The organism is Lysinibacillus fusiformis (assembly GCF_002845985.1).
In the GTDB taxonomy this organism is placed as follows: domain Bacteria; phylum Bacillota; class Bacilli; order Bacillales_A; family Planococcaceae; genus Lysinibacillus; species Lysinibacillus fusiformis_D.
This window is the reverse complement of the sequence record NZ_PDFK01000001.1, coordinates 544,549-568,182: the sequence shown is the minus strand read 5'-3', so window position 1 is coordinate 568,182 and position 23,634 is coordinate 544,549. Positions and strand designations below refer to the sequence as shown.

Annotated in this window: 24 protein-coding genes; all 24 read left to right on the top strand. The window is 37.9% G+C overall.

Going from position 1 to position 23,634, the window contains the following annotated elements; all coding sequences use genetic code 11:
- Positions 1 to 7 precede the first annotated feature (7 nt).
- The 24 genes from fliQ (at position 8) to CRI88_RS02815 (ending at position 23,490) form a co-directional block, all read left to right on the top strand.
- On the top strand, positions 8 to 277 hold the full coding sequence (fliQ, locus tag CRI88_RS02930; RefSeq protein ID WP_036124229.1) for a flagellar biosynthesis protein FliQ: 270 nt from the start codon (positions 8 to 10) through the stop codon (positions 275 to 277).
- 4 nt (positions 278 to 281) lie between these two features.
- Positions 282 to 1,055: a flagellar biosynthetic protein FliR gene (fliR, locus tag CRI88_RS02925; RefSeq protein ID WP_036124227.1), complete on the top strand. Its 774-nt coding sequence runs from the start codon at positions 282 to 284 to the stop codon at positions 1,053 to 1,055.
- A 1-nt stretch (position 1,056) separates the two neighbouring features.
- Positions 1,057 to 2,145: a flagellar biosynthesis protein FlhB gene (flhB, locus tag CRI88_RS02920; protein ID WP_036124225.1), complete on the top strand. Its 1,089-nt coding sequence runs from the start codon at positions 1,057 to 1,059 to the stop codon at positions 2,143 to 2,145.
- A gap of 24 nt (positions 2,146 to 2,169) precedes the next feature.
- Positions 2,170 to 4,203: a flagellar biosynthesis protein FlhA gene (gene flhA, locus CRI88_RS02915; RefSeq protein WP_036124222.1), complete on the top strand. Its 2,034-nt coding sequence runs from the start codon at positions 2,170 to 2,172 to the stop codon at positions 4,201 to 4,203.
- Positions 4,200 to 5,390 carry a flagellar biosynthesis GTPase FlhF gene (gene flhF / locus CRI88_RS02910; RefSeq protein ID WP_058843506.1) on the top strand — a complete coding sequence of 397 codons (1,191 nt, stop codon included), beginning with the start codon at positions 4,200 to 4,202 and terminating at the stop codon, positions 5,388 to 5,390. The genes flhA and flhF overlap by 4 nt, the downstream gene beginning before the upstream one ends.
- Complete coding sequence (locus CRI88_RS02905; RefSeq protein ID WP_058843507.1) at positions 5,387 to 6,262, top strand: MinD/ParA family protein; 876 nt, start codon at positions 5,387 to 5,389, stop codon at positions 6,260 to 6,262. The genes flhF and CRI88_RS02905 overlap by 4 nt, the downstream gene beginning before the upstream one ends.
- On the top strand, positions 6,263 to 7,417 hold the full coding sequence (locus CRI88_RS02900; protein WP_082673691.1) for a protein-glutamate methylesterase/protein-glutamine glutaminase: 1,155 nt from the start codon (positions 6,263 to 6,265) through the stop codon (positions 7,415 to 7,417).
- 15 nt (positions 7,418 to 7,432) lie between these two features.
- Positions 7,433 to 9,496, top strand: a complete 2,064-nt coding sequence (locus tag CRI88_RS02895) for a chemotaxis protein CheA (RefSeq protein WP_036124212.1) — start codon at positions 7,433 to 7,435, stop codon at positions 9,494 to 9,496.
- Between the two features lie 27 nt (positions 9,497 to 9,523).
- Complete coding sequence (locus CRI88_RS02890; protein WP_036124209.1) at positions 9,524 to 9,970, top strand: chemotaxis protein CheW; 447 nt, start codon at positions 9,524 to 9,526, stop codon at positions 9,968 to 9,970.
- A gap of 9 nt (positions 9,971 to 9,979) precedes the next feature.
- The gene (locus CRI88_RS02885) at positions 9,980 to 10,612 is read left to right on the top strand and encodes a chemotaxis protein CheC (RefSeq protein WP_036124206.1); all 633 of its coding nucleotides are present in this window, start codon (positions 9,980 to 9,982) and stop codon (positions 10,610 to 10,612) included.
- On the top strand, positions 10,612 to 11,118 hold the full coding sequence (locus tag CRI88_RS02880; RefSeq protein WP_369802726.1) for a chemotaxis protein CheD: 507 nt from the start codon (positions 10,612 to 10,614) through the stop codon (positions 11,116 to 11,118). The genes CRI88_RS02885 and CRI88_RS02880 overlap by 1 nt, the downstream gene beginning before the upstream one ends.
- A complete protein-coding gene (locus tag CRI88_RS02875; protein ID WP_036124203.1) occupies positions 11,118 to 11,489 on the top strand; it encodes a hypothetical protein in 372 nt (123 codons plus the stop codon). The genes CRI88_RS02880 and CRI88_RS02875 overlap by 1 nt, the downstream gene beginning before the upstream one ends.
- 686 nt (positions 11,490 to 12,175) lie before the next feature.
- Complete coding sequence (locus CRI88_RS02870) at positions 12,176 to 12,946, top strand: FliA/WhiG family RNA polymerase sigma factor (RefSeq protein WP_036124200.1); 771 nt, start codon at positions 12,176 to 12,178, stop codon at positions 12,944 to 12,946.
- Positions 12,947 to 12,969: 23 nt separating this feature from the next.
- Positions 12,970 to 13,278, top strand: coding sequence for a hypothetical protein (locus tag CRI88_RS02865; RefSeq protein ID WP_036124197.1), 309 nt, complete (start codon positions 12,970 to 12,972; stop codon positions 13,276 to 13,278).
- A gap of 9 nt (positions 13,279 to 13,287) precedes the next feature.
- The gene (locus CRI88_RS02860; protein ID WP_036124194.1) at positions 13,288 to 13,872 is read left to right on the top strand and encodes a hypothetical protein; all 585 of its coding nucleotides are present in this window, start codon (positions 13,288 to 13,290) and stop codon (positions 13,870 to 13,872) included.
- Between the two features lie 156 nt (positions 13,873 to 14,028).
- Positions 14,029 to 14,748 carry a 30S ribosomal protein S2 gene (gene rpsB, locus CRI88_RS02855; RefSeq protein WP_004269262.1) on the top strand — a complete coding sequence of 240 codons (720 nt, stop codon included), beginning with the start codon at positions 14,029 to 14,031 and terminating at the stop codon, positions 14,746 to 14,748.
- A 99-nt stretch (positions 14,749 to 14,847) separates the two neighbouring features.
- Positions 14,848 to 15,735 (top strand): translation elongation factor Ts, encoded by an 888-nt coding sequence (gene tsf, locus CRI88_RS02850; RefSeq protein ID WP_036124190.1) that lies wholly within the window; start codon positions 14,848 to 14,850, stop codon positions 15,733 to 15,735.
- Positions 15,736 to 15,948: 213 nt separating this feature from the next.
- On the top strand, positions 15,949 to 16,674 hold the full coding sequence (pyrH, locus tag CRI88_RS02845) for a UMP kinase (protein ID WP_036124188.1): 726 nt from the start codon (positions 15,949 to 15,951) through the stop codon (positions 16,672 to 16,674).
- Positions 16,674 to 17,231, top strand: coding sequence for a ribosome recycling factor (frr, locus tag CRI88_RS02840; protein WP_036124184.1), 558 nt, complete (start codon positions 16,674 to 16,676; stop codon positions 17,229 to 17,231). The genes pyrH and frr overlap by 1 nt, the downstream gene beginning before the upstream one ends.
- 311 nt (positions 17,232 to 17,542) lie before the next feature.
- Positions 17,543 to 18,337 (top strand): isoprenyl transferase, encoded by a 795-nt coding sequence (locus CRI88_RS02835; protein ID WP_036124181.1) that lies wholly within the window; start codon positions 17,543 to 17,545, stop codon positions 18,335 to 18,337.
- The gene (locus CRI88_RS02830; RefSeq protein ID WP_036124178.1) at positions 18,334 to 19,134 is read left to right on the top strand and encodes a phosphatidate cytidylyltransferase; all 801 of its coding nucleotides are present in this window, start codon (positions 18,334 to 18,336) and stop codon (positions 19,132 to 19,134) included. The genes CRI88_RS02835 and CRI88_RS02830 overlap by 4 nt, the downstream gene beginning before the upstream one ends.
- Before the next feature lie 63 nt (positions 19,135 to 19,197).
- On the top strand, positions 19,198 to 20,343 hold the full coding sequence (gene dxr / locus CRI88_RS02825) for a 1-deoxy-D-xylulose-5-phosphate reductoisomerase (protein ID WP_058843508.1): 1,146 nt from the start codon (positions 19,198 to 19,200) through the stop codon (positions 20,341 to 20,343).
- Positions 20,344 to 20,389: 46 nt separating this feature from the next.
- Positions 20,390 to 21,652 carry an RIP metalloprotease RseP gene (gene rseP / locus CRI88_RS02820; protein ID WP_058843509.1) on the top strand — a complete coding sequence of 421 codons (1,263 nt, stop codon included), beginning with the start codon at positions 20,390 to 20,392 and terminating at the stop codon, positions 21,650 to 21,652.
- 131 nt (positions 21,653 to 21,783) lie between these two features.
- Entirely contained in the window at positions 21,784 to 23,490 is a 1,707-nt protein-coding gene (locus CRI88_RS02815; RefSeq protein ID WP_058843510.1) for a proline--tRNA ligase, read from the top strand.
- Positions 23,491 to 23,634 lie beyond the last annotated feature (144 nt).

Genomic DNA, 23,634 nt, shown 5'->3' with positions numbered 1-23,634 from the left:
ATACAGTATGACAGGTGAATTGGTTATTTCCATAGCAGAACGTGCCATTATGATTATCCTTCTAACAAGCGGTCCGCTATTATTAGTTGCTTTAATCACTGGTTTAGCGGTAAGTATCTTTCAAGCAACAACTTCGATACAAGAGCAAACATTAGCATTTGTACCCAAAATTGTCGCTGTCCTAGTGGCCATCGTATTCTTTGGCCCATGGATGTTATCTCAAGTTACTAGCTATGCGAGAGACATATTCGAGAATTTAACACGTTATATAGGGTGAGTCCATGAATGAATTAATTCCACATTTAACGGTTTTCTTATTAGTACTTGTGCGTGTTTCAGCATTTTTTGTTACGGTCCCCTTTTTTTCATATAGGACCATTCCGCCACAAGTCAAAATTACTCTCGCACTGGTATTAGCTTGGATGATGTACTATACAATTGATGTTGAGCCATTGGTCTTCAATGATGAATACATATTATTAGTGATGAAAGAAGCACTTGTTGGACTATTGCTTGGTCTTATGGGCTACATCATCATGTCTGCAATACAAATTGCAGGAAGCTTTATTGATTTTCAAATGGGATTTGCCATTGCCAATATTATTGATCCACAAACAGGTGCGCAAAGCCCATTAATTGGTCAGTTCTTTAATATGCTAGCACTTCTTTTTTTATTAGCGATTGATGGCCATCATATGATTCTGAATGGAATTTACTATAGCTATCAATTTTTACCGATGGATCAATTTCCAAGATTTGCTAGTGAAAGCTTACCGAAATTTATTATGACGACTTTCACAGCCGTTTTCGCGATAGCATTTCAGATGGCTGCTCCTGTTGTGGCGACCTTATTTTTAGTCGATTTAGCTTTAGGAATAACAGCAAAAACAGTACCGCAATTAAATATTTTTGTGGTCGGTTTTCCGATTAAAATCGGAGTTAGTTTTTTAGTAATGTTTACAATGATGGCTGTGATGATTCAAGTTATTCAAAAGCTCATTACGATTATGATCTACGGTATACGGGATTTAATGGCCATTTTAGGTGGTGGATGATATGAAGCTACTACTAAGTTTAGATATCCAGTTTTTTGCAGGTGAAAAAACAGAAAAGGCAACCCCTAAAAAACGTCAGGATGCTCGAAAAAAAGGGCAAGTTGTAAAGAGTCAAGATATTTCTAGTGCCATTGTCATGCTTATGGTATTTATCTTTTTATTTTTCTTTGCTGGCTCCTTGCGTGATGAATTATTAGCTTTTTTTAGACAAACATTTATTCATAACATACGCATCGAAAAATTAACGATTGATAGTGTGATGCGCTTATTTACAGAAACATTGATACAGATGGCTTTTATTATTGTGCCCATCATGGCGATTGCTTTTGTTGGAGCTCTTGCGGGTAATTTCCTGCAGTTTGGCTTTTTATTTACATTAGAACCAATGAAATTTGATTTAAAAAAGATGGATCCTATTAAAGGGTTAAAAAAAATATTTTCTGTTAAGGCCATTGTTGAACTGCTGAAGTCGGTCTTAAAGATTGGCTTTATAGGAAGTGTCACAACAATTATTATTTGGACAAACCTACCAGAAGTTTTGGCTTTATCTTTTAAAAGTCCATGGATGACGCTCATTACAGTAGGGAAGCTTGTCGGCATAATGGGTATAGCCGCATCTTTAGTTTTACTTTGTGTATCCGTTCTGGACTGGATGTATCAAAAACATGAGTATGAAAAAAATCTTAAAATGTCTAAGCAAGATATTAAAGATGAATATAAAAATAGTGAGGGTGACCCGCTGATTAAATCCAAAATCAAACAACGTCAACGCGAAATGGCGATGCGTCGTATGATGTCAGAGGTGCCGAATGCAGATGTTGTTATCACCAACCCTACTCACTATGCGATTGCCCTCAAATACGATGAGGACAATATGGATGCCCCACGTATCGTTGCGAAGGGGACAGACTTTGTCGCCCAAAAAATTAAGCTGATCGCCAAAGAGCATGATGTCATAATGGTTGAAAATAGACCTTTAGCACGTGCGATGTATGATCAGGTAGAAATTGGTGATCAAGTACCAGAGGAATTTTTTAAGGCAGTAGCAGAAATACTCGCTTATGTTTACCGTATTAAGCGAAAAATTTAAAGCTTTTAAGTAGGAGGGACACAAATGAAAGTTCGCGATATTGGGGTTTTAGGTGCGGTTATTTTAATCGTTGCGATGCTCATCATCCCTCTTCCTCCGTGGATGTTAAGTTTCTTAATTGTCATTAATATTACATTAGGATTAATTGTACTGCTAACAGCAATGAGTATGAAGGAAGCATTGGACTTTTCTATCTTCCCATCGGTCATTTTACTGTTAACCTTGTTCCGATTAGGACTAAGTGTTTCCACAACCCGTGCTATTTTAGCAAATGGTGATGCAGGGTCAGTCGTTGAAACCTTTGGTGATTTCGTAGTTGGCGGGAATGTTCTTGTTGGTTTAGTTGTCTTCTTAATTCTAGTGTTAATTCAGTTTATTGTAATTACAAAGGGCGCGGAGCGTGTAGCTGAAGTAGCAGCACGTTTCACACTCGATGCAATGCCTGGTAAACAAATGAGTATTGATGCTGACTTAAATGCAGGGGTCATTTCCGAAAAAGAAGCACGTGAACGACGTGAAAAGGTATCGGGAGAAGCAGACTTCTATGGAGCGATGGATGGTGCCACAAAATTCGTAAAAGGGGATGCCATTGCCTCAATGGTAATGGTTATTATCAACCTATTATTTGGGATCATTATCGGGGTAGTGCAAATGGGTCTTCCATTTGCAGAAGCAGCAACTCATTTTTCTAAACTAACAGTTGGAGATGGTATTGTATCCCAAATCCCGGCTTTACTTATTTCAACAGCTACAGGGATTGTTGTAACCCGTGCCTCTTCAAAAGGAAGTCTTGGCCAGGATATAACAGGACAATTATTTGCTCAGGCAAAGCTTCTTTATGTAGCTGGTGGAACGATTATCTTACTTGGATTATTTACACCAATTCCAGATTGGATAACGATTCCAATTGGTGCGTCACTCATTACAGGAGCATATATGATGGGGCGTAAGAAGCCAGAGGATGAAGAGGAATTACTTGAAATTGAGGAAGAAGTGGCAACAGATGGCATGAAGAGCCCTGAAAATGTTGTGAATTTATTAAATGTGGACCCGATCGAATTTGAATTTGGTTATGGATTAATACCTTTAGTAGATGCTACACAAGGTGGGGATTTATTAGATCGTGTTATTATGATTCGACGACAGCTAGCATTAGAATTAGGTATCGTCATCCCAGTTGTTCGTATTCGAGATAATATTCAGCTGCAACCAAATGAATATCGTATTAAAATAAAAGGGAATGAAATGGCACGAGGCGAGCTCTTATTAGATCATTATTTAGCGATGAGCCCTGGTGATGATGACTCTATTGAAGGAATTGATACTGTGGAGCCATCATTTGGACTACCAGCGAAATGGATTACGGAGCAAGTGAAAGAAGATGCCGAAATGTATGGTTACACAGTTGTTGATCCACCAAGTGTGGTGTCAACACACTTAACAGAAATCATTCGAGCAAATGCACATGAGTTACTAGGACGCCAAGAGACGAAGCAGTTAATCGATCACTTACGCGAAACACATCCTATTTTAGTCGAAGAATTAACACCGACTCCTTTGTCTACTGGAGAAATCCAAAAGGTACTTGGCAAGCTTCTTCGAGAAAATGTGTCTGTACGTAACTTACCTATAATTTTTGAGACATTAGCAGACTATGCAAAATTAACGAGTGATACAGATATTTTAACGGAGTATGTCCGTCAAGCATTAGCACGTCAAATTACTGCACAATATGTTGGAGATAGTTCAGCATTAAAGGTGATTACGGTGTCAGGTAAAGTAGAAAAAATGATTGCTGATAGTATTCAACAAACGGATCACGGAAATTATTTAGCAATGGATCCTCAAGATTCTCAAACCGTTTTAGAGACTATTGCAGCAGAAGTAGAGCGTGTTTCCTTTATGGAGCAATCCGCTATCATTTTATGCTCTCCAGCAGTTCGTATGTATTTACGACAATTGACGGAGCGTTATTTCCCTCAAATTCCAGTTCTCTCTTATAATGAGCTGGATGCTTCAGTTGAAATTCAAAGTGTTGGGGTGGTGAATGTTCAATGAAAATGAAAAAATATTATGCATCATCCATACCAGAGGCGATGAAGCAAGTGCGGGCAGAATTAGGTGAGGACGCAGTCATTTTAAATTCAAAAGTAGTCATCACAAAGAAATTTTTCGGTATGATTAAAAAGAAAAGTTTTGAAGTGGTCGCGGGAGTTGATGTTATGGAGCCAAGTTATGTGGCTCCAGCACCAGCTGTACTACCTGTAGAAACAAAAGAAAATGCAAGGTTACAAGAGATTACAAATGCTATTCAAGCAAAAGTCCATCAAGAGCCAACACCACATGTTGCAGCAGTGCATGAGGATACTAGCATCTCTGAAGAATTGAGGAAGGAAATTGCAGATTTAAAATCTTTAATGCAATCGATGCATAAAAAGACCACCCAAGCTCAATATCCCGATGAACTCTTCCCCTTCATTGAATACTTAAGACAGCAAGAGCTAAGTGAAGAGCTCATCACAACGATAGGTGATGAGCTTTTTATGCATTTCAAAGAAGCGTCAGAAATAAATTTTTCACAATGTAAATTAATAACGAAAAATTTACTACGTAAGCAGCTAGAGGCCCTTCCTGTCGGAGGATTGTCCTATGAAAGAAAGTATATAAATGTTTTAGGCCCAACAGGAGTTGGAAAGACTACAACGATTGCTAAAATGGCAGCGCGAGCTGTGTTAGAAAAAAAGAAAAAAGTCGGCTTTATTACGACCGATACGTATCGAATTGCTGCCATAGAACAGCTAAAAACATATGCAGGTCTTTTACAGGCTCCAGTTGAAATTGCTTATAATGCGACCGATTTCGAGCAAGCAATCCAAAGTTTATCCCATTTAGATTTGGTGTTTATTGATACAGCAGGTCGCAATTATAAAGAGGTCAAGTATGTGGATGATCTCCAACGTCTCATTAAGTTCGATGATCAAGCAGAGTCTTACTTAGTCCTTGCTATGACAACGAAAGAAAAGGATATGGAGAACATTGTAGACCAATTTAAGCAATTACCAATTGAAAAATTCATTTTCACAAAAATTGATGAAACAAATTCTATTGGCACAATGATCAATTTAATGATTAAATATAATAAAGGACTTGCTTACTATACGAATGGTCAAGAAGTACCAGAAGATATTGAGGAAGCTGATTTAGAAGCAGTACTTAATTTGTTTTTTCAAGGTGAAGAAAAATGAGAGACCAAGCTGAAACATTACGCTTGAAAATGATGAGGCAGCAGGGCGAACTAGGTAGAGCCATCGCAGTTGTCAGTGGCAAAGGTGGAGTAGGTAAAAGTAACTTCACCATGAATTTTGCTATAACCTTGGCCCAAAAGGGAAAAAGAGTTGCCATTGTAGATATGGATATTGGGATGGGGAATATTCATATTTTAATTGGGAAAAATGCTTCTTATAGTTTGAAAGACTATTTAGAAGGAAATAAATTACTAGATGAGGTAATATTTGAAGGACCTTATGATCTAAAGTATATTTCAGGTGGGTCTGGTATGACGAGCGTTCTAGATTGGTCACAAAGTATGTTTGAGCGATTGATTCATGCCTTTGAACAGCTTCAAAAAAACTATGATTATATTTTATTTGATATGGGGGCTGGTGCGACAAATTGGTCATTAGACTTACTGACATCCATTGATGAAATTATTGTCATTTCAACAGCGGAGCCTACTTCTATAACAGATGCGTACTCCATGATGAAATATATTCATGTACGTGATCCAGAGAAGGAGTTTTACATTCTTTGTAACCGTGCTTTTAGCAAAGAAGAAGGAATTGAAACGAATGAACGTTTAAAAATAACGATGAAACGTTTTTTAGACAAAGAAATAACCATTCTAGGTTCATTACCTGAAGATCCAGTTGTGCGTAAGGCTGTGCGTGAGCAAGTACCATTCTCGCTTGCTTATCCAGACGCACTAATATCAAAGACATTACAACTTATAGTCGTTCGTTTTATGGAACATCGTGCAGAGGAAATACACGCACATGAACAAACAGCTAAAAAATTTTTATCGAAACTCAGAAGTATTTTCTCGAAAGGGCGTGATTAATTGGACTTTTTACATAAAAGCAAGCTATTAGTTGTGGATGATTCTGCTTTTATGAGAAAGCTAATTAGTGACTTTTTTGTTGGCAACTCTAAGGTGGAAGTAGTTGGAACGGCACGAAATGGAAAAGATGCGATCAAAAAAATACAGTCGTTGAAGCCAACAGTTGTGACAATGGATATTGAGATGCCTGAAATGAATGGGCTCGATGCTTTAAAAGAAATTATGATTCAATGTCCAGTTCCTGTAATAATGCTCTCGAGTACCACTCAACGTGGGACAGAAAATGCAATAGCAGCAATTGAGAGTGGCGCAGTAGATTTTGTCGCAAAGCCAAGCGGAACCATTTCTCTTGATTTACATAAAATCCAAAATGAGCTTGTTCACAAAGTAGAGCAAGCGGCAATGGTGCCGATTTCCAAACTGAAAAAACCTTCTGGTAGTAAAAAACAACAAGAACCAGTGACAAGAGCGAGTACCGTAGTAAAGGAGCCACAACAGCATGGACGAACACCAACTCTTATGAATGTTGCTGCTAGCAATGTAGCTACATCAAAGCCACTGGTAGAATGGAGTAAAGTTGGAAAGAAAATGGTGTTAATTGGTACATCAACCGGAGGACCTCGTGCACTTCAGGAGGTCATTACTAAAATTCCTAAGTCCATACAAGCACCTATATTAATTGTTCAGCATATGCCAGCTGGATTTACTAAATCACTTGCTACTCGTCTGGATCAGCTAAGTGAAATTGCTGTAAAAGAAGCGGAACAGGGCGATATATTGCAAAATGGAGTAGCTTATATTGCACCGGGTGGTTATCATTTAAAGCTGAGAAAAGTAGGAACGACTTTTGGCATTGTTCTTGATAATCAGGAAGCACCGAGATCAGGCCATCGCCCTTCTGTAGATGTAATGTTTGAAGATGTTAGTCAATATAAGGATTTTGATAAAGTGGCAGTCATTATGACTGGTATGGGCCATGATGGTTCTAATGGACTGAAAGCATTGAAAAAAAGTGGTAATGTCATAGCTATTGCAGAATCAGCCGAAACTTGCATTGTATATGGTATGCCAAAAGCAGCAGTAGAAACGCAACTTGTTGATGAAGTTGCAGATGTAGATGATATTGCACAAACAATAATGAAATATTTGCCTTAAAAGGGGTGTCCTCTTATGGAAGTCAATCAATATTTAGAGATGTTTATCGAAGAAAGTAAAGAGCATTTACAAGCATGTAGTGAACATTTATTAGAATTAGAGAAGAATCCAGATGATTTGGCCATTGTTGGGGAAATATTCCGCTCTGCCCACACGTTAAAAGGTATGTCTGCCACAATGGGCTTTGAAGATTTAGCGGATTTGACACATAAAATGGAGAATGTTTTAGATGCTATTCGTAATGAGAAAATCCATGTCACACCTGAAATACTAGATGTTGTCTTTGAATCTGTTGATCATCTAGAAGAAATGGTGATGGATATTGCGAACGGTGGAGATGGTAAACGTGATGTTTCATCAACTGTTGCTCAACTGAAGCGCATTGAATTAGGTGAGGAAGCAGTACCAGAAGTGGTAGCAACAGTGGCACCAGCAGTCGTTGCAAGTGTTTTAGAATATGATAGCTTTGAACAAACAGTTATTACACAATCATCTGAACAAGGCTTCAATGCATTTGAAATTGCAGTTACATTACGTGAGGATTGCCTATTAAAGGCTGCACGTGTATTTATGGTGTTTGAAATTTTAGAAAAAGATGGAGATGTCATTAAGTCCAGTCCATCTGTTGAAAAGCTTGAAGATGAACAGTTTGATCAACAATTCTATGTTGCTTTTGTGACAAAAGAAACAGCCGAAGATATGCAGAAAAAAATAATGAAGGTTTCAGAGGTTGATGAAGTCGTTGTGACAACAATTGACCTGAAGAAATTTAGTGAAAAACAATATGAAGCCCATCAGGAAGTAGCAGCAACAGCAGTGGTAGAAGCAGAACCAACACCAGCAGCTACGCCTGCGAAAGCTGAACCTGTTGCGGCACCAGCCAAAGCAGCAGCACCAGCTAAAGCTGATAAAGCTCATGCACCTGTAGGGAATAAAACGATTCGTGTAAATATTGAACGTCTTGATATTTTAATGAACTTGTTTGAAGAGCTTGTCATTGATCGTGGTCGACTACAATCGATCGCTACAGAAGTGAATCATGGTGAGTTAAATGAAACAGTAGAGCGCATGAGTCGTGTGATGGGTGATCTACAAACAATTATTTTAACGATGCGTATGGTACCAGTGGAAACAGTATTCAACCGATTCCCAAAAATGATTCGTCAGCTATCGCGTGACTTAAATAAAAAGATCAACCTAGAAATCATCGGTGCAGAAACCGAGTTAGATCGTACGGTTATAGATGAAATTGGGGATCCACTAGTTCACTTAATCCGTAATTCTGTGGATCATGGGATTGAGAATCCGACGGCTCGTCGTGCAAAAGGTAAGCCAGAAGAAGGAACAGTTGTCCTACGTGCGTATCATAGTGGAAACTATGTCTTTATTGAAATTGAAGATGACGGCGCGGGCATTAATCGTGAAAAAGTACTAGCGAAAGCTATTTCAAAAGGCATTGTGACACAAGAACAATCATATTCAATGTCTGATAAACAGATTAATGAGCTTATTTTAGCTTCAGGCTTCTCAACTGCCGATGTCATTTCTGATGTTTCTGGTCGTGGGGTAGGTTTAGATGTTGTGAAAACAACGATTGAATCACTTGGTGGTAATATTTCAATTGAATCTACACAGGATGTTGGATCTATCTTCTCGATTCAATTACCACTGACATTATCGATTATTTCAGTCATGCTGGTGGAGATTGAAAAAGAAATTTATGCAATTCCACTATCTTCTATTATTGAAACATCTATTATCCGTTCATCAGAGATTATGAATGCGCATAATCAAAAAGTAATCGACTTCCGTGGCAAGGTTGTTCCATTGGTATTCTTAGAGGAAATCTTTGAGGTTCCTCGTAAAGAGTCACAAGATGAAGAATTCCATTCAGTTGTAATTGTTCGCAAAGGTGAAAAACTTGCTGGTCTAGTAGTGGATTCTTTCATTGGACAACAAGAGATTGTCTTGAAGTCATTAGGAAATTACTTAACAAATATCTTTGCCATTTCAGGTGCAACGATTTTAGGTAATGGTAAAGTAGCCTTAATTGTAGATTGTAACGCACTAATTAAATAAGGTGAATGAATAAGAGAGGTGTAAAGTATGACAAACGCAGTGGAACAAGAAAGTATTAAAGTAATTGTCTTTCAGCTAGCAGATAAAGAATATGCAATTCCCGTGTCCCATGTACAAGGAATTGAAAAATTAATGCATATTACGCGTGTACCGAAAACCGTGAAATATGTGAAAGGTGTAATCAATCTACGAGGTGTTGTTACACCAATAGTCGATTTACGTGAACGCTTTGAACTACCTGTTTCTGAACATGAAGAAACAACACGCATTATCATTATTTCATTAGAAGATATGGAAGTAGGTTTTGTTGTAGATTCAGCGAACGATGTTATTGATATTCCAGCAAGTGCAATTGAACCGCAACCAGAGGTCGTTGGCTCACTTGAAGAAGAATTTATTTCAGGTGTTGCCAAAGTAGAGAAACGATTATTAATCTTGTTACATTTAGAAAAAGTATTAAATCCACTAAAGTAGGGATCGATAATGACATTTAATCAAAAGATTACATCGCTACATTTAGATGTATTAAAGGAAATTGGAAATATTGGTGCTGCGCATGCCGCGACAGCACTTTCCAATTTACTTGGGAAAAAAATTGATATGCGCGTTCCAAAGGTAGAAATGGTGTCCTTTAACGAAATGATGGAACTGGCTGGCGGATCTGAAAACGTTGTAGTTGGTATTTACCTTCGTATTGAAGGAGATGCTGAAGGAAGTATGTTCTTTATTTTACCTATCGAGCAAGCAAATCGCTTTATCCGTCGTCTTATTTTTGATGATACATTTGACTTTAAAAAGCAACCAGTTTCAGAGCTAGGCTTATCAGCTATGCAAGAAATGGGCAATATTTTATCGGGCTCCTATTTATCTGCCTTATCGGACTTTACCAATTTGAAAATTTACCCAACAGTACCTGGTCTAAGTGTAGATATGTTTGGCGCTATTATCAGTATTGGTTTAATCGAATTATCACATGTAAGTGATAATGTTATTGTGATAAATACATCCATTTTTGAAGAAGGTGTAGAAGACCACGAAACGGTGAGAGGTCATTTCTTCCTGCTTCCCGATCCCGACTCATTCGATGCAATTTTTAAAGCATTAGGAGTTTCATGATGATGTTAAGCAGCAGTAGTGGACAAGTAATTAAAGTGGGAATTGCACAAATGGATGTAGTAAAGTTACCTAACACCATTCGAACTTCTGGTCTTGGTTCTTGTGTGGGCGTTATTTTATATGATGAGTCAAAAAAAATTGCTGGTTTAATCCATGTGATGTTACCAGATTCAAGCTTAGGTAGAGCTGAGTCAATCAATGTGGCAAAATTTGCAGATTCAGGTATTGCAGCAATGATAGATTTATTAAAATTAGAAGGCGTTCAAAAATTTAAACTAAAGGCAAAAATTGCAGGGGGGGCGCAGATGTTTCAATTTACATCTGACAAAGATACGATGCGTATCGGTCCCCGCAATGTAGAAGCAGTTAAACATGAGTTAAAGAGACATGGAGTACCTTTAGTGGCCGAGGATACTGGTGGAAATAGTGGTAGAACGATTGAATTTAATCCTGCAACGTCGATATTACATATTCGAACAGTTAACCAAGGAGTGAGCGAAATCTAATGTTTGGTTCTATTTTTTACAATCTATGGGGAGCATTAATTGCTTTTTCAATTTATTTTTTCAGTACATTTCAAAAACCATCTACTCCCCTTCGCATCATCATCAGCGCTTTTGTTGTAGCAATTATCGTCTTTATCGCTATGTATATAGTACGTTTTTTAATTGCTTACATCATGTTTACGCCAGAGGCTAATGAAGAAGTGGATGAAGATGGTCTAACAGATCATGAACTTGATGCTACTGATGGCGCAAAGCAAGAAGCTCCAGCAGTTAATTCAACGGTTGAATTCCAAGATGAAAATTCCGAGGAAATTGCTCAAGTAGTACGAACGATGATGAATCGAGAAGAAGAGCAACAAGTGAATGCGTAAAAATGAGTCGCGAATAGCGGCTCTTTTTTTATTGGGCATTTGAAGGCTTTATTATACGAGAAACTCAAAAGCTCAGGCTAGCTTATTAGCGCACTTTATTACAGGAGGAAAACCACCGCTTAATGAAGCAGATAAGCAAAAATGGTCAAAAGGAGGGGGAGGGCGAACATGGTATTAGTAATGGGCTGAAGCAATCGCTCGTAGATCTCAATATTCAATGGAAAAATTATTTCTAGCTCTATAGCACGTTTTTGAAACGACAATTGGTGCATTGTGGATGCAATGTAGGTATTATAACCTTTTTGTTCAATGTCATAGTTATGATGCACCTTAGCATCGAATTAAATAGCGTCCTAAATTATAAGTTTAATTCTGTAGACAAATTTTAGAACTGTATCCAACTGTTCATCATAACAAGGGTACAGTTTTTCTATGAGATTAAAAAATTAAGGAATATATTAGAGAGTAAGAGAAACAAATGAAATTATAGTCGATTCTTGTTATAATATAGGAAAGATGGCAACTGCTTATCGAGTTTTTAACTATTCGAAGCTCACGTCTAGATTAGCTTTAATGTGGATTTTTTACAAAGATTAACCGAAAAATCCTGTTGAATGATTAATTTTATGAGCGCAAATAGTCAGTGGCAAACGGGCGCGTAAAGCGTTTTTAGAGAGGTGGATTTCATGACACAACCAATTCTGAACGATGAGCAAAAACTATGGAATCGCTGGATTCATGAGCGTGATCCAGATGCTGGTGATTTACTTATAAAAAAATATATTTCTTTAGTATCTTACCATGTCCAACGTATTGGTGCGGGTTTGCCAAAGAGCGTATCACGAGACGATTTAACGAGTTTAGGCATGGTAGGGCTTTTTGATGCATTAAATAAATTTGATATTAACAGAGATTTAAAATTCGATACATATGCTTCGTTTAGAGTAAGAGGCGCTATCATTGATGGTTTACGTAAGGAAGACTGGTTACCGCGTTCAGCGCGTGAAAAAGCCAAAAAATTAGATGCTCAAATTGAACAATTAGAGCAAAAATATATGCGTCATGTAACACCTGAGGAACTTGCGGAGCATATGGAAGTATCTGTTGAAGATGTGTATCAGACAGTGCAAGAGCATTTTTTTTCAAATGTTCTTTCCATTAATGAGCAACAGGATCAAGAGGAAGCGGACGGTAAGTCATTTGTCATCCGAGATGATACGACAAAAACACCTGAGCAAACTGTTATTAAATCGGAGTTATTAGGTGACTTAGCTGAGAATATTCAAAAGCTCAATGAAAAAGAACAGCTTGTACTTAGTTTATTTTACACAGAGGAATTAACTTTGACTGAAATTGGTGAAATGCTTGAACTGTCAACATCACGTATTTCACAGATTCATTCAAAAGCGCTATTAAAGCTACGAAAGCTATTATCAAGTGAAATGATTAATGCGTAAATATCCTTGAGGGAGAGATTCCAATGAGTTTAAAAGGTGTCGAATTACAAATTGCTATTCCAAAAACATTTGAAGCGGGGAAAATGGCAGATCAGGCACAGCAACAAGCATTAGCCCAACAGGCACACGCAAATGAAGCATTAAAAAAAGAAGTAGAGCGCAAGCAAAAAATTGTCAATACAACAGAAGGTATGGATGAAATTAGTGAGGATGAGGATGCAGGTGGCGAATATTTAACAGGTATTCATAAAAAGAAGAAAAAGAAGCAGGGTCAACAAGAAAAACAGGCACAACATCCGTTTAAAGGGAATTTCGTGGATTTTAGTGGATAGGAGTTTACAATGACAACCATACTAATAGCGTTACTATTCTTTTTACAGCTACTTTCATTTTACTTCCTTATTATTTTAAATACAAAGCTAGCAAAATTTAAGGATTTAGAAAAGAAGCAAGAACGTTTAATGAGGGAAATGGACGATACGATTACGGCTTATTTAGCAGAAATGAAAGATGAAAATGACCGTCTTATTAAAGAGTTACAAAATGTCAAACAGCCCGAAATAGCGGCGAGTAGCTTGCAGCAAATAGAACAAAGTGTGACACCAATGGAACAGTCGTCTTCGGATTTAACCCAAGGGACTAAAAGTGATAGTTCGCTAAGTTTAGATAAAGATTCTCGTATCTACGTACCTAAAAAAATTGTAGCAAATGCTTATTCACGTCAGCAACATACTGGTGCAAAAAAGGCACAAGCAGTGCCATCTCCAAAAGAGGAGATGGCAAGTCTACCTGAAAAAGAAAAAATGCTGACGGTGGAACAGCAAGCGCTAGAATTAACAAAGCAGGGAAAATCGGTAGAGGAGATAGCGAAACAACTGCAAAAGGGGAAAACAGAAATCGAGCTTTTACTGAAATTTCATCACTAAATTGTTGCGAATCAATCAAAGCTATGATATAGTTGCAAATGGTGTTATTACTACACACGCATTTTGATGTAGTAAGTGGTGCTCTAAGCTTAGGGTAGCTTGTTGCAGATGATAAATGCGGAGGATAAAAACCAAACATACTAGGAGGAAATTCACATGTCAGTAATTTCTATGAAACAATTACTTGAAGCTGGTGTACATTTCGGTCACCAAACTCGTCGTTGGAACCCAAAAATGAAGAAATATATCTTCGTTGAACGTAACGGGATCTACATCATCGACTTACAAAAAACGGTTAAAAAATTAGAGGAAGCTTATGACTTCATGCGTCAAGTTGGTCAAGACGGTGGTAAAGTTCTTTTCGTTGGTACGAAAAAACAAGCACAAGAAGCGATCAAAGATGAAGCTGAACGTTCAGGCAACTACTACATCAACCAACGCTGGTTAGGTGGTACTCTTACAAACTTCGGTACAATTCAAAAACGTGTTGCACGTATGAAACAAATCGAAAAAATGGAAGAAGAAGGAACTTTCGAAGTTCTTCCTAAAAAAGAAGTAATCCAACTTAAAAAAGAACACGAACGTCTAATCAAATTCCTAGGCGGTATCCGTGATATGCACGATCTTCCAGACGTAATGTTCGTGGTTGACCCACGTAAAGAGCGCATTGCTGTTGCAGAAGCTCGTAAATTAAACATCCCTCTAGTAGGTATTGTTGATACTAACTGTGATCCAGATGAAATCGACTACGTAATCCCTGCTAACGATGATGCTATTCGTGCTGTTAAACTTTTAACTGCTAAAATGGCTGACGCTTTAATCGAGTCAAAACAAGGTGAAGAAGAAGCTCCAGCTGTAGAAGCTGCTGCTGAGTAATTCACGTTTACAAAAAGGTGATAAGTGGCTCAAAACCCTTATCACCTTTTTTAGAACCTATCATTAAATAGTTCAACCAATTTGAGGAGGAAACACTAAATGGCAAACATTACTGCACAATTAGTAAAAGAATTACGCGAAAAAACTGGCGCTGGTATGATGGATTGTAAAAAAGCGTTAGTAGAAACTGATGGTAACCTAGAAGCTGCAATCGACTTCCTACGTGAAAAAGGTCTTTCGTCAGCTGCTAAAAAAGCTGACCGTATCGCTGCAGAAGGTACAACTTACATTTTAGAACAAGGTAACGAAGCGATTATCGTGGAAGTAAACGCTGAAACTGACTTCGTTGCGAAAAACGACAAATTCCAAGTATTAGTTTCTTCTTTAGCAGAGCAATTACTTGCTGCTAAACCAGCTTCAGTTGAAGCCGCTTTAGAGCTTACAAATGCTGAAGGTGTAAAAATTGAAGATCAAATTTCAACAGCTGTTGCAACAATTGGTGAAAAAATTACACTTCGTCGTTTCGAAATTAAATCAAAATCTGATGCAGATGCATTCGGTGCTTACTTACACATGGGCGGCCGTATTGGTGTATTAGTGACTTTAGAAGGTTCTACTGATGCAGCAGCAGCTAAAGATGTTGCGATGCACATTGCAGCAATCAACCCAACATATGTTTCTCGCGATGAAGTTTCTGCTGAAGAAGTTGAACGTGAGCGTAAAGTATTAACAGAGCAAGCTCTTAACGAAGGTAAACCAGAAAACATCGTTGCGAAAATGGTTGAAGGCCGTCTTGGTAAATATTTCGAAGACGTTTGCTTGCTTGATCAAACATTTGTTAAAAACTCAGATCAAAAAGTACGTGATTTCGTAGCTTCAACTGGTGGTTCAGTAAACGGCTTTGTACGTTACGCTGTTGGTGAAGGTATCGAAAAACGTGAAGATAACTTTGCAGAAGAAGTAATGAGCCAAGTTAAAGGTAACTAATTTCGCTTGCATTTGATTCTAATCAAATAATATCTAGATTATCTAGACTAAAATGGGGAACACAACATAGCGTGTTCCCTATTTTTCCGAAATGAACGAAAAACGGATATAATTTTCTATTCTGCCTTATTCACAACTAGCAATTATTGTTAGATATACTATAATGGAAAAGGGAATAGAAAGGTTTTAAATAAAGTCTTACGGAGGTTTACAATGAGTGTACCGCAATATAAACGAGTAGTTATTAAACTAAGTGGTGAAGCGTTAGCTGGAGAAGCGGGCTTCGGTTTATCACCAAAAATAATCAAGTCTGTTGCAGAAGAAGTAAAAGAAGTAGTAGATCTTGATGTAGAAGTTGCTGTTGTTGTAGGTGGCGGTAATATATGGCGTGGTAAAATAGGTAGTGAAATGGGAATGGATCGTGCTGCAGCCGATTATATGGGCATGTTAGCAACCGTTATGAACTCACTAGCTTTACAAGATGCTCTTGAAAAATTAGGTATTGAAACACGCGTTCAATCTTCTATTGTGATGACTCAAGTAGCGGAGCCATACATTCGTCGTAAAGCAGTTAGACATCTAGAGAAAAAACGTGTCGTTATCTTTGCAGCAGGGACAGGTAATCCGTTCTTCTCTACTGATACTACTGCCGCATTACGCGCAGCAGAAATTGACGCAGATGCGATTTTAATGGCTAAAAATAATGTCGATGGCGTTTATTCGGCAGATCCAAAAGTGGATGAAACAGCCATTAAATATGATACACTCACATACTTAGAAGTTATCCAACAAGGCTTACAAGTAATGGATTCAACGGCTTCCACTTTATGTATGGATAACGATATCCCGCTAATTGTTTTCTCAATTACGGAGCCAGGTAACATTAAACGTGCTGTACAAGGCGAAAAAATCGGAACAGTTGTTAGGAGGAACGTATAATGGCTAAACAAGTCTTAGAACAAGCAAAAGAAAAAATGAACAAAACAATCACAGCTTTCTCACGTGAACTATCATCTATTCGTGCGGGTCGTGCGAACGCATCTTTATTGGATCGTATCATGGTAGACTACTATGGGGCACCAACACCAATTAACCAACTTGCAGGTGTTTCTGTACCAGAAGCTCGCTTACTAGTCATTACACCTTACGATAAAACAATTTTAGGTGATATTGAAAAAGCAATTATGAAATCAGATATCGGGATTACACCAACAAATGATGGTTCGATCATTCGTTTAATGATTCCAGCGCTAACAGAAGATCGTCGTAAGGATCTAGTAAAGCAAGTGAAAAAAGAAGCAGAAGACGCAAAAATTGCTGTACGTAACGTTCGTCGCGATGCAAACGATGATTTGAAAAAACTTGAAAAAGCTGGCGAAATCACAGAAGACGATCTACGTGGCTATGGTGACGATATTCAAAAATTAACAGATGAATTCATTGTGAAAGTAGATCAAGTAGCGAAAGATAAAGAAAAAGAAATTTTAGAGGTGTAAACAAGACGTTTTACATGTCTATGATGGAACTTTTTGATGAGATGAAGGCGTCCTATACATAACAGGACGTCTTTTCGCTTTATTGTTCATAATCAATTGCTTTGTCATATAAAGAGCATACATGAAATGCGAAAAGATCATTAATAACAACATCATCGATTTTCTAACAAACTTATTCTTTATTATGTGTATAGTTCTAAAATAAGCTAGTACATACATAGTCAATTTAGAGGGAAAAAAAAGACAAAAAGCGCTTTTGTTTGTTATGATAGGTTAGTATACGTCCGATTAGTTGTAGTGGGGGAGTTAGCATGTTTAAAAAGCTATTAGGAAAACAAATAAATATGGATACACTATCATTGGAGGAGCGTGTGGCCCTAACTAAAAGCGAGCCGATTCCTGCCCATGTAGCGATTATTATGGACGGAAATGGACGTTGGGCGAAAAAACGTGCTATGCCACGAGTTGCTGGTCATCATGAAGGAATGAAGACCGTACGTAAAGTAACTAGGTTTGCGTCGGATTTAGGAATTAAAGTTTTAACCGTATATGCATTTTCCACAGAAAATTGGAAGCGACCAAAACCAGAGGTTGATTTTCTTATGCGTCTACCTGTTGAATTTTTAGGTTCTTTCTTACCAGAAATGATGCAGCGTAATGTACGTGTCGAAATGATTGGCGATCCATCCTTATTACCTGCTCATACGCAAAAGGCGTTGTATGAGGCAATGGAAGAAACAAAGCATAATACAGGGCTTGTCTTAAATTTTGCGCTGAACTATGGGAGTCGTTCTGAAATGGTCAATGCCATGAAAACGATGCTGCAAAAAGTGCAGGACGGTCAATTAACGATGCAAGACATAACAGAAGAATGCTTAACGTCTCATTTAATGACGGCCCATTTGCCTGAACCAGATCTTCTAATTCGTACAAGTGGTGAAGTACGATTAAGTAACTTTATGTTATGGCAGCTCGCCTATACAGAATTTTGGTTTACAGATACATTGTGGCCAGATTTTAGTGAGGAAAGCTTACTGGAAGCGGTGGAAAATTATCAGAAGCGTAATCGCCGTTACGGTGGGTTGAAGGGAGAAGAAACAACTTGAAACAACGAATTATCACGGCAATAATTGCAGCAGCACTTTTTATTCCGTTCGTTATTTATGGCAAAGTACCATTTACCATACTTGTGCTTGCAATGGCTATTGTCGGTTTTTATGAAATCTTAAAAATGAAAGGGATTTCCATTTTTTCTGTGCCTGGTTTTCTAGGGTTAATAACATTAGTATTACTTGTTATACCGAAAGATTGGAGTGAAAAAGTTGTAGAGACAATAGGCTATTCATCCAATTTAATGGTTGTTTATGGTCTAATGATGTTACTGCTGATTTACGTGGTCCTTGTAAAAAATAAAATAACCTTTGACGAAGTGGGCTTTATTTTATTGGGTGCATTTTATGTGGGGTTAGGATTCCATTATTTAATTGAAACAAGAAATGTTGGATTAGAGTATGTTGTCTATTGTTTATTAGTTGTTTGGACAACAGATTCAGGTGCCTATTTTGTAGGAAGAAAATTAGGAAAGAATAAGTTATGGCCTGAAATCTCACCGAAGAAAACGATTGAAGGTTTTCTAGGCGGAATTGTCATTGCGGTTATTTTTGCAGTTGGTATGCAACTCATTTACCCATTTGCAAATGGTTATATATCACTTGTTTTTGTCACGATTTTTGCCTCTATTATTGGACAAATGGGAGATTTGGTAGAATCAGCTATCAAACGTCATTTTGATGTAAAAGATTCGGGCAATATTTTACCAGGGCATGGCGGAATTTTAGATCGCTTCGATAGTCTATTATTTGTCGTGCCTCTCCTTCATTTTTTACATTTGTTTGGTAATTAATCTGTATATTAAAAGACATCTTGCTAAATCATTTGCTTAGATAGAAAAAGGGGACAATTTGTTGTGAAAAAAATTAGTTTATTAGGTGCAACGGGTTCAATCGGTTGGCAAACCTACGATATTTTAAAAGAACAACGTGATGCGTTTCAATTAGTGGCTTTTTCTTCAGGGAAAAACATTGAGAAAACACGAGAAATGATTGAAACATTAAAACCCGAGCTAGTTTCTGTGCAGCTAGAAGAGGATGCACGAGACCTTGCGAAAGATTATCCTGAAATCCAATTTACATTTGGGGCGAAAGGTCTTGTAGAAGTTGCTACACATCCAGACTCAACTGTACTCGTCAATGCTGTGCTAGGCAGTGTTGGTCTGGAATCAACATTAGCAGCTATTCGCATGGGCAAAACGATTGCCATTGCTAACAAGGAAACACTTGTTACAGCTGGTCATTTAGTCATGGCAGAAGCCAAAAAACATAAGGCCACGATTTTACCTGTTGATAGCGAGCACTCAGCCATCTTCCAATCAATGAATGGCGAAAATCCCAAAAATATTGAGCGTTTAATTATTACAGCTTCAGGTGGTAGCTTCCGTGATAAAACACGTGACCAATTACAACATGTGACGGTCGCAGATGCATTGAATCACCCGAACTGGTCTATGGGCGCAAAAATTACGATAGACTCCGCAACAATGATGAATAAAGGATTAGAAGTCATTGAAGCACATGTTTTATTTGATATGCCATATGATAAAATAGATGTACTTTTGCATAGAGAAAGTATTATTCACTCTCTTGTTGAGTATCATGATACTAGTGTGATTGCTCAGCTAGGCACGCCAGATATGCGCGTACCGATTCAATATGCTTTAAGCTATCCTGATCGTATACCATTACATAATGGTCAGCGACTAAATTTAGCGCAAATTGGACAACTACATTTTCAAGATATGGACTTTGAGCGTTATCCGGCTTTGCGTTTAGCATATGAGGCTGGTCGTACAGGTGGTACCATTTTGACAGCGATGAATGCAGCAAATGAAGCGGCAGTTGCAGCCTTTTTACAAGGGAAAATTACATTCCTTGAAATTGATGAGACGATTGAACGAGTAATGCATGCACATCAAAACATTGCAGTACCAGATTTACAAACGATTTTACATGTGGACAGTGAGACAAGAAAAATAGTGTTAGACATGGTAAAATAACGAAAGTACTGTATCGTTAACTAATCGCTATTAAAGGTGGGATATTATGCAAACAGCCATTGCATTTATTTTAATATTTGGGATGCTCGTCTTCTTCCATGAACTTGGACATTTCTTATTTGCTAAACGTGCAGGTATTTTAGTGCGTGAATTTGCTATTGGAATGGGTCCCAAAATTTATGGGAAAACGCATGGAGAAACAATGTATACTATTCGATTATTGCCTATCGGTGGGTATGTTCGTATGGCCGGCGAGGATATGGATGGCACTGAACTACAGCCAGGCTATCGAATAGGGCTAATTGTCGATGAAGATAATGTTGTGAAAAAAATTATTTTCAATCAAAGTAATAAGCAGCTACCAGATTTATTATTTTTAGAAGTTGAGCGTGCTGATTTAGAGAAGAATTTATTTGTAGAAGGCTATGATGAAGAAGAACGTCTAGTTCGTTATGACGTAGCAAGAGATTGTGTTCTTGTGGAAAATGGTCGTGAATTGGTCATTGCACCACATGATCGTCAATTTATTGCAAAAACAGTTGGTCAACGTGCGATGACAATCTTTGCAGGTCCTTTGTTTAACTTTATTCTTGCGTTTGTGATTTACTTGGTAATTGGGTTAATCCACGGTGTCCCAACATACGAGCCGATTATCACTGAAGTAGTAGAAAATGATCCAGCTGCACAGGCAGGAATGCTTGCGGGAGATAGAGTAACAGCCATTGACGGACAAGCCGTTGAAAAATGGCAGGATTTAGCCGCTATTGTTCAAGATCATCCAAACGAAGAAATTACAGTGACTGTGGAACGTGATGGACAATCTATGAACTTAAATATGACTGTGAAAGAAATCCAGCAGGATGGCGAAAAATATGGTCAAATTGGTGTGCGCTATGACAGTCCGAGAGAATTTAATCCATTAAAAGCTGTAGTTTATGGAGCACAAGAAACCTATAATATGACCATGAAAATATTTGAGCTTCTTGGTATGTTGATTACTGGTAAGTTCACAATAGATGCGCTTTCTGGACCTGTTGGCATTTATAAAGCAACAGAGCAAGTAGCCCAGTATGGTATTATGAACTTAATGAATTGGGCCGCAATGTTAAGTATTAACTTAGGAATTATGAACCTACTTCCATTACCAGCACTTGATGGTGGTCGTTTATTATTCTTTGGTTTTGAAGCTTTACGTGGTAAACCAATCGATCGTCAAAAAGAGGGAATTGTCCATTTCGTAGGAATTGTCCTACTGATGATTTTAATGGTTGTCGTGACATGGAACGATATTCAACGATTCTTCTTTTAAACCAATGACAGTTAAATGAAATTTCATTTTCTAGCTTTGAGCGCAATTACTATGAAACATTGCGCTCAAAGCTAAATTTGTTTATGCTATTGAGAGTATAAACTTATCTATTAAAAAAGGTGGAACACTGAATGAAGCAAAGTAAAACATTTATCCCAACATTACGTGAAGTACCTGCGGATGCTGAGGTAAAATCACATAAGCAATTATTACGAGCAGGGTTTATTCGTCAAAATACAAGTGGGGTATACTCGTATTTACCGCTTGCAAAACGTGTCTTAACAAAAATTGAAACAATTATCCGTGAAGAAATGGAAGCCATCAACTCTATTGAGCTTCTAATGCCTTCTTTACAATCTGCTGAGCTTTGGCAGGAATCAGGTCGCTGGGAAAAATACGGACCAGAATTAATGCGCCTAAAAGACCGTCACAACCGTGATTTTGCATTAGGACCAACTCATGAAGAAGTGATTACAACTTTAGTACGTGATGAAATTAAATCCTATAAAAAATTGCCGTTAACATTGTATCAAATTCAAACTAAATTCCGTGATGAAAAGCGCCCTCGCTTCGGCTTACTACGAGGAAGAGAATTTATAATGAAGGATGCTTATTCTTTCCATGCATCACGTGAAAGTTTAGATGAAACATATGAAGATATGTATCGTGCGTATTCAAATATTTTTTCCCGCCTTGGCTTAAACTACCGCGCTGTCATTGCAGATGCAGGTTCGATTGGCGGTAAAGGTACACATGAATTTATGGTGCTATCTGAAATTGGGGAAGATACGATTGCCTACTCAGATACTTCTGACTATGCAGCAAATATCGAAATGGCTGAAGTCATTGCGGATTATCAACCATCAGATGACGCTTTAAAAGAAGTTGAAAAAGTGGCAACACCAGAGCAAAAAACAATTGAAGAAGTATCAGCGTTCTTAAATGTAGAGCCAGCCAGTGTGATCAAATCTTTAGTGTTTGATGTAGACGGGGAGCTTGTGGTTGTCCTTGCACGTGGGGATCATGAAATTAATGATATCAAGCTGAAAAATGCACTTGATGCAGGTTCTGTGGAGCTGGCTAGTGAAGCAGCAATCCGTGAATTATTAGGCTGTGGCGTTGGTTCAATTGGGCCAGTGAAATTACCAGTAGACGTAAAGGTAGTAGCGGACCAAGCTATCAAATCTATCCGTAATGGTATTGCAGGTGCAAATGTAGATGGATTCCATTTAGTGAATGTCAACCCAGAGCGTGATTTTGCTGTGAATGACTACTTAGATATTCGTTTTATTAAAGAGGGAGATCCTTCCCCAGACGGACAAGGGTTTATTAAATTCGCAGAAGGTATCGAAGTTGGTCATATTTTCAAATTAGGTACTACATACTCTGCTAAAATGAATGGTACTTTCTTAGATGAGCAAGGGAAGGCTCAACCGTTTATTATGGGCTGTTACGGTATTGGGGTATCTCGTATTCTAGCTGCCGTGGCTGAGCACTTCCAAGATGATAATGGATTTACTTGGCCAATACAATTAGCACCATATGATATTCATGTTGTGCCAGTTAACACGAAAGATGAGGCGCAAGTGGCATTAGCAGATGAACTTTACGGTTTATTAAAATCATATCGTTATGATGTACTTTTAGATGATCGTGCCGAGCGTGCAGGTGTAAAATTTGCAGACGCTGATTTAATTGGTTTACCTGTGCGTGTAACGGTTGGTAAAAAAGCATCTGAAGGTATGGTAGAAGTGAAATTCCGTCAAACTGGTGAAACATTTGAATGGAAAAAAGAAGAGGTCATTGATCGCCTTAACGAATTTTTCCGTAAAAACTAATGGCTTGTTAAGAGATCGGTTATAATTGGAAGTTAATGCTTTTGATAGAGGCTTTCGTAAAATTTTGATAAGATAGAGATAAATAATTCGCGACACTTCTGCGGGACAGTGAGCCAAGCAAGAAACAACAGATGGTAAAACTCT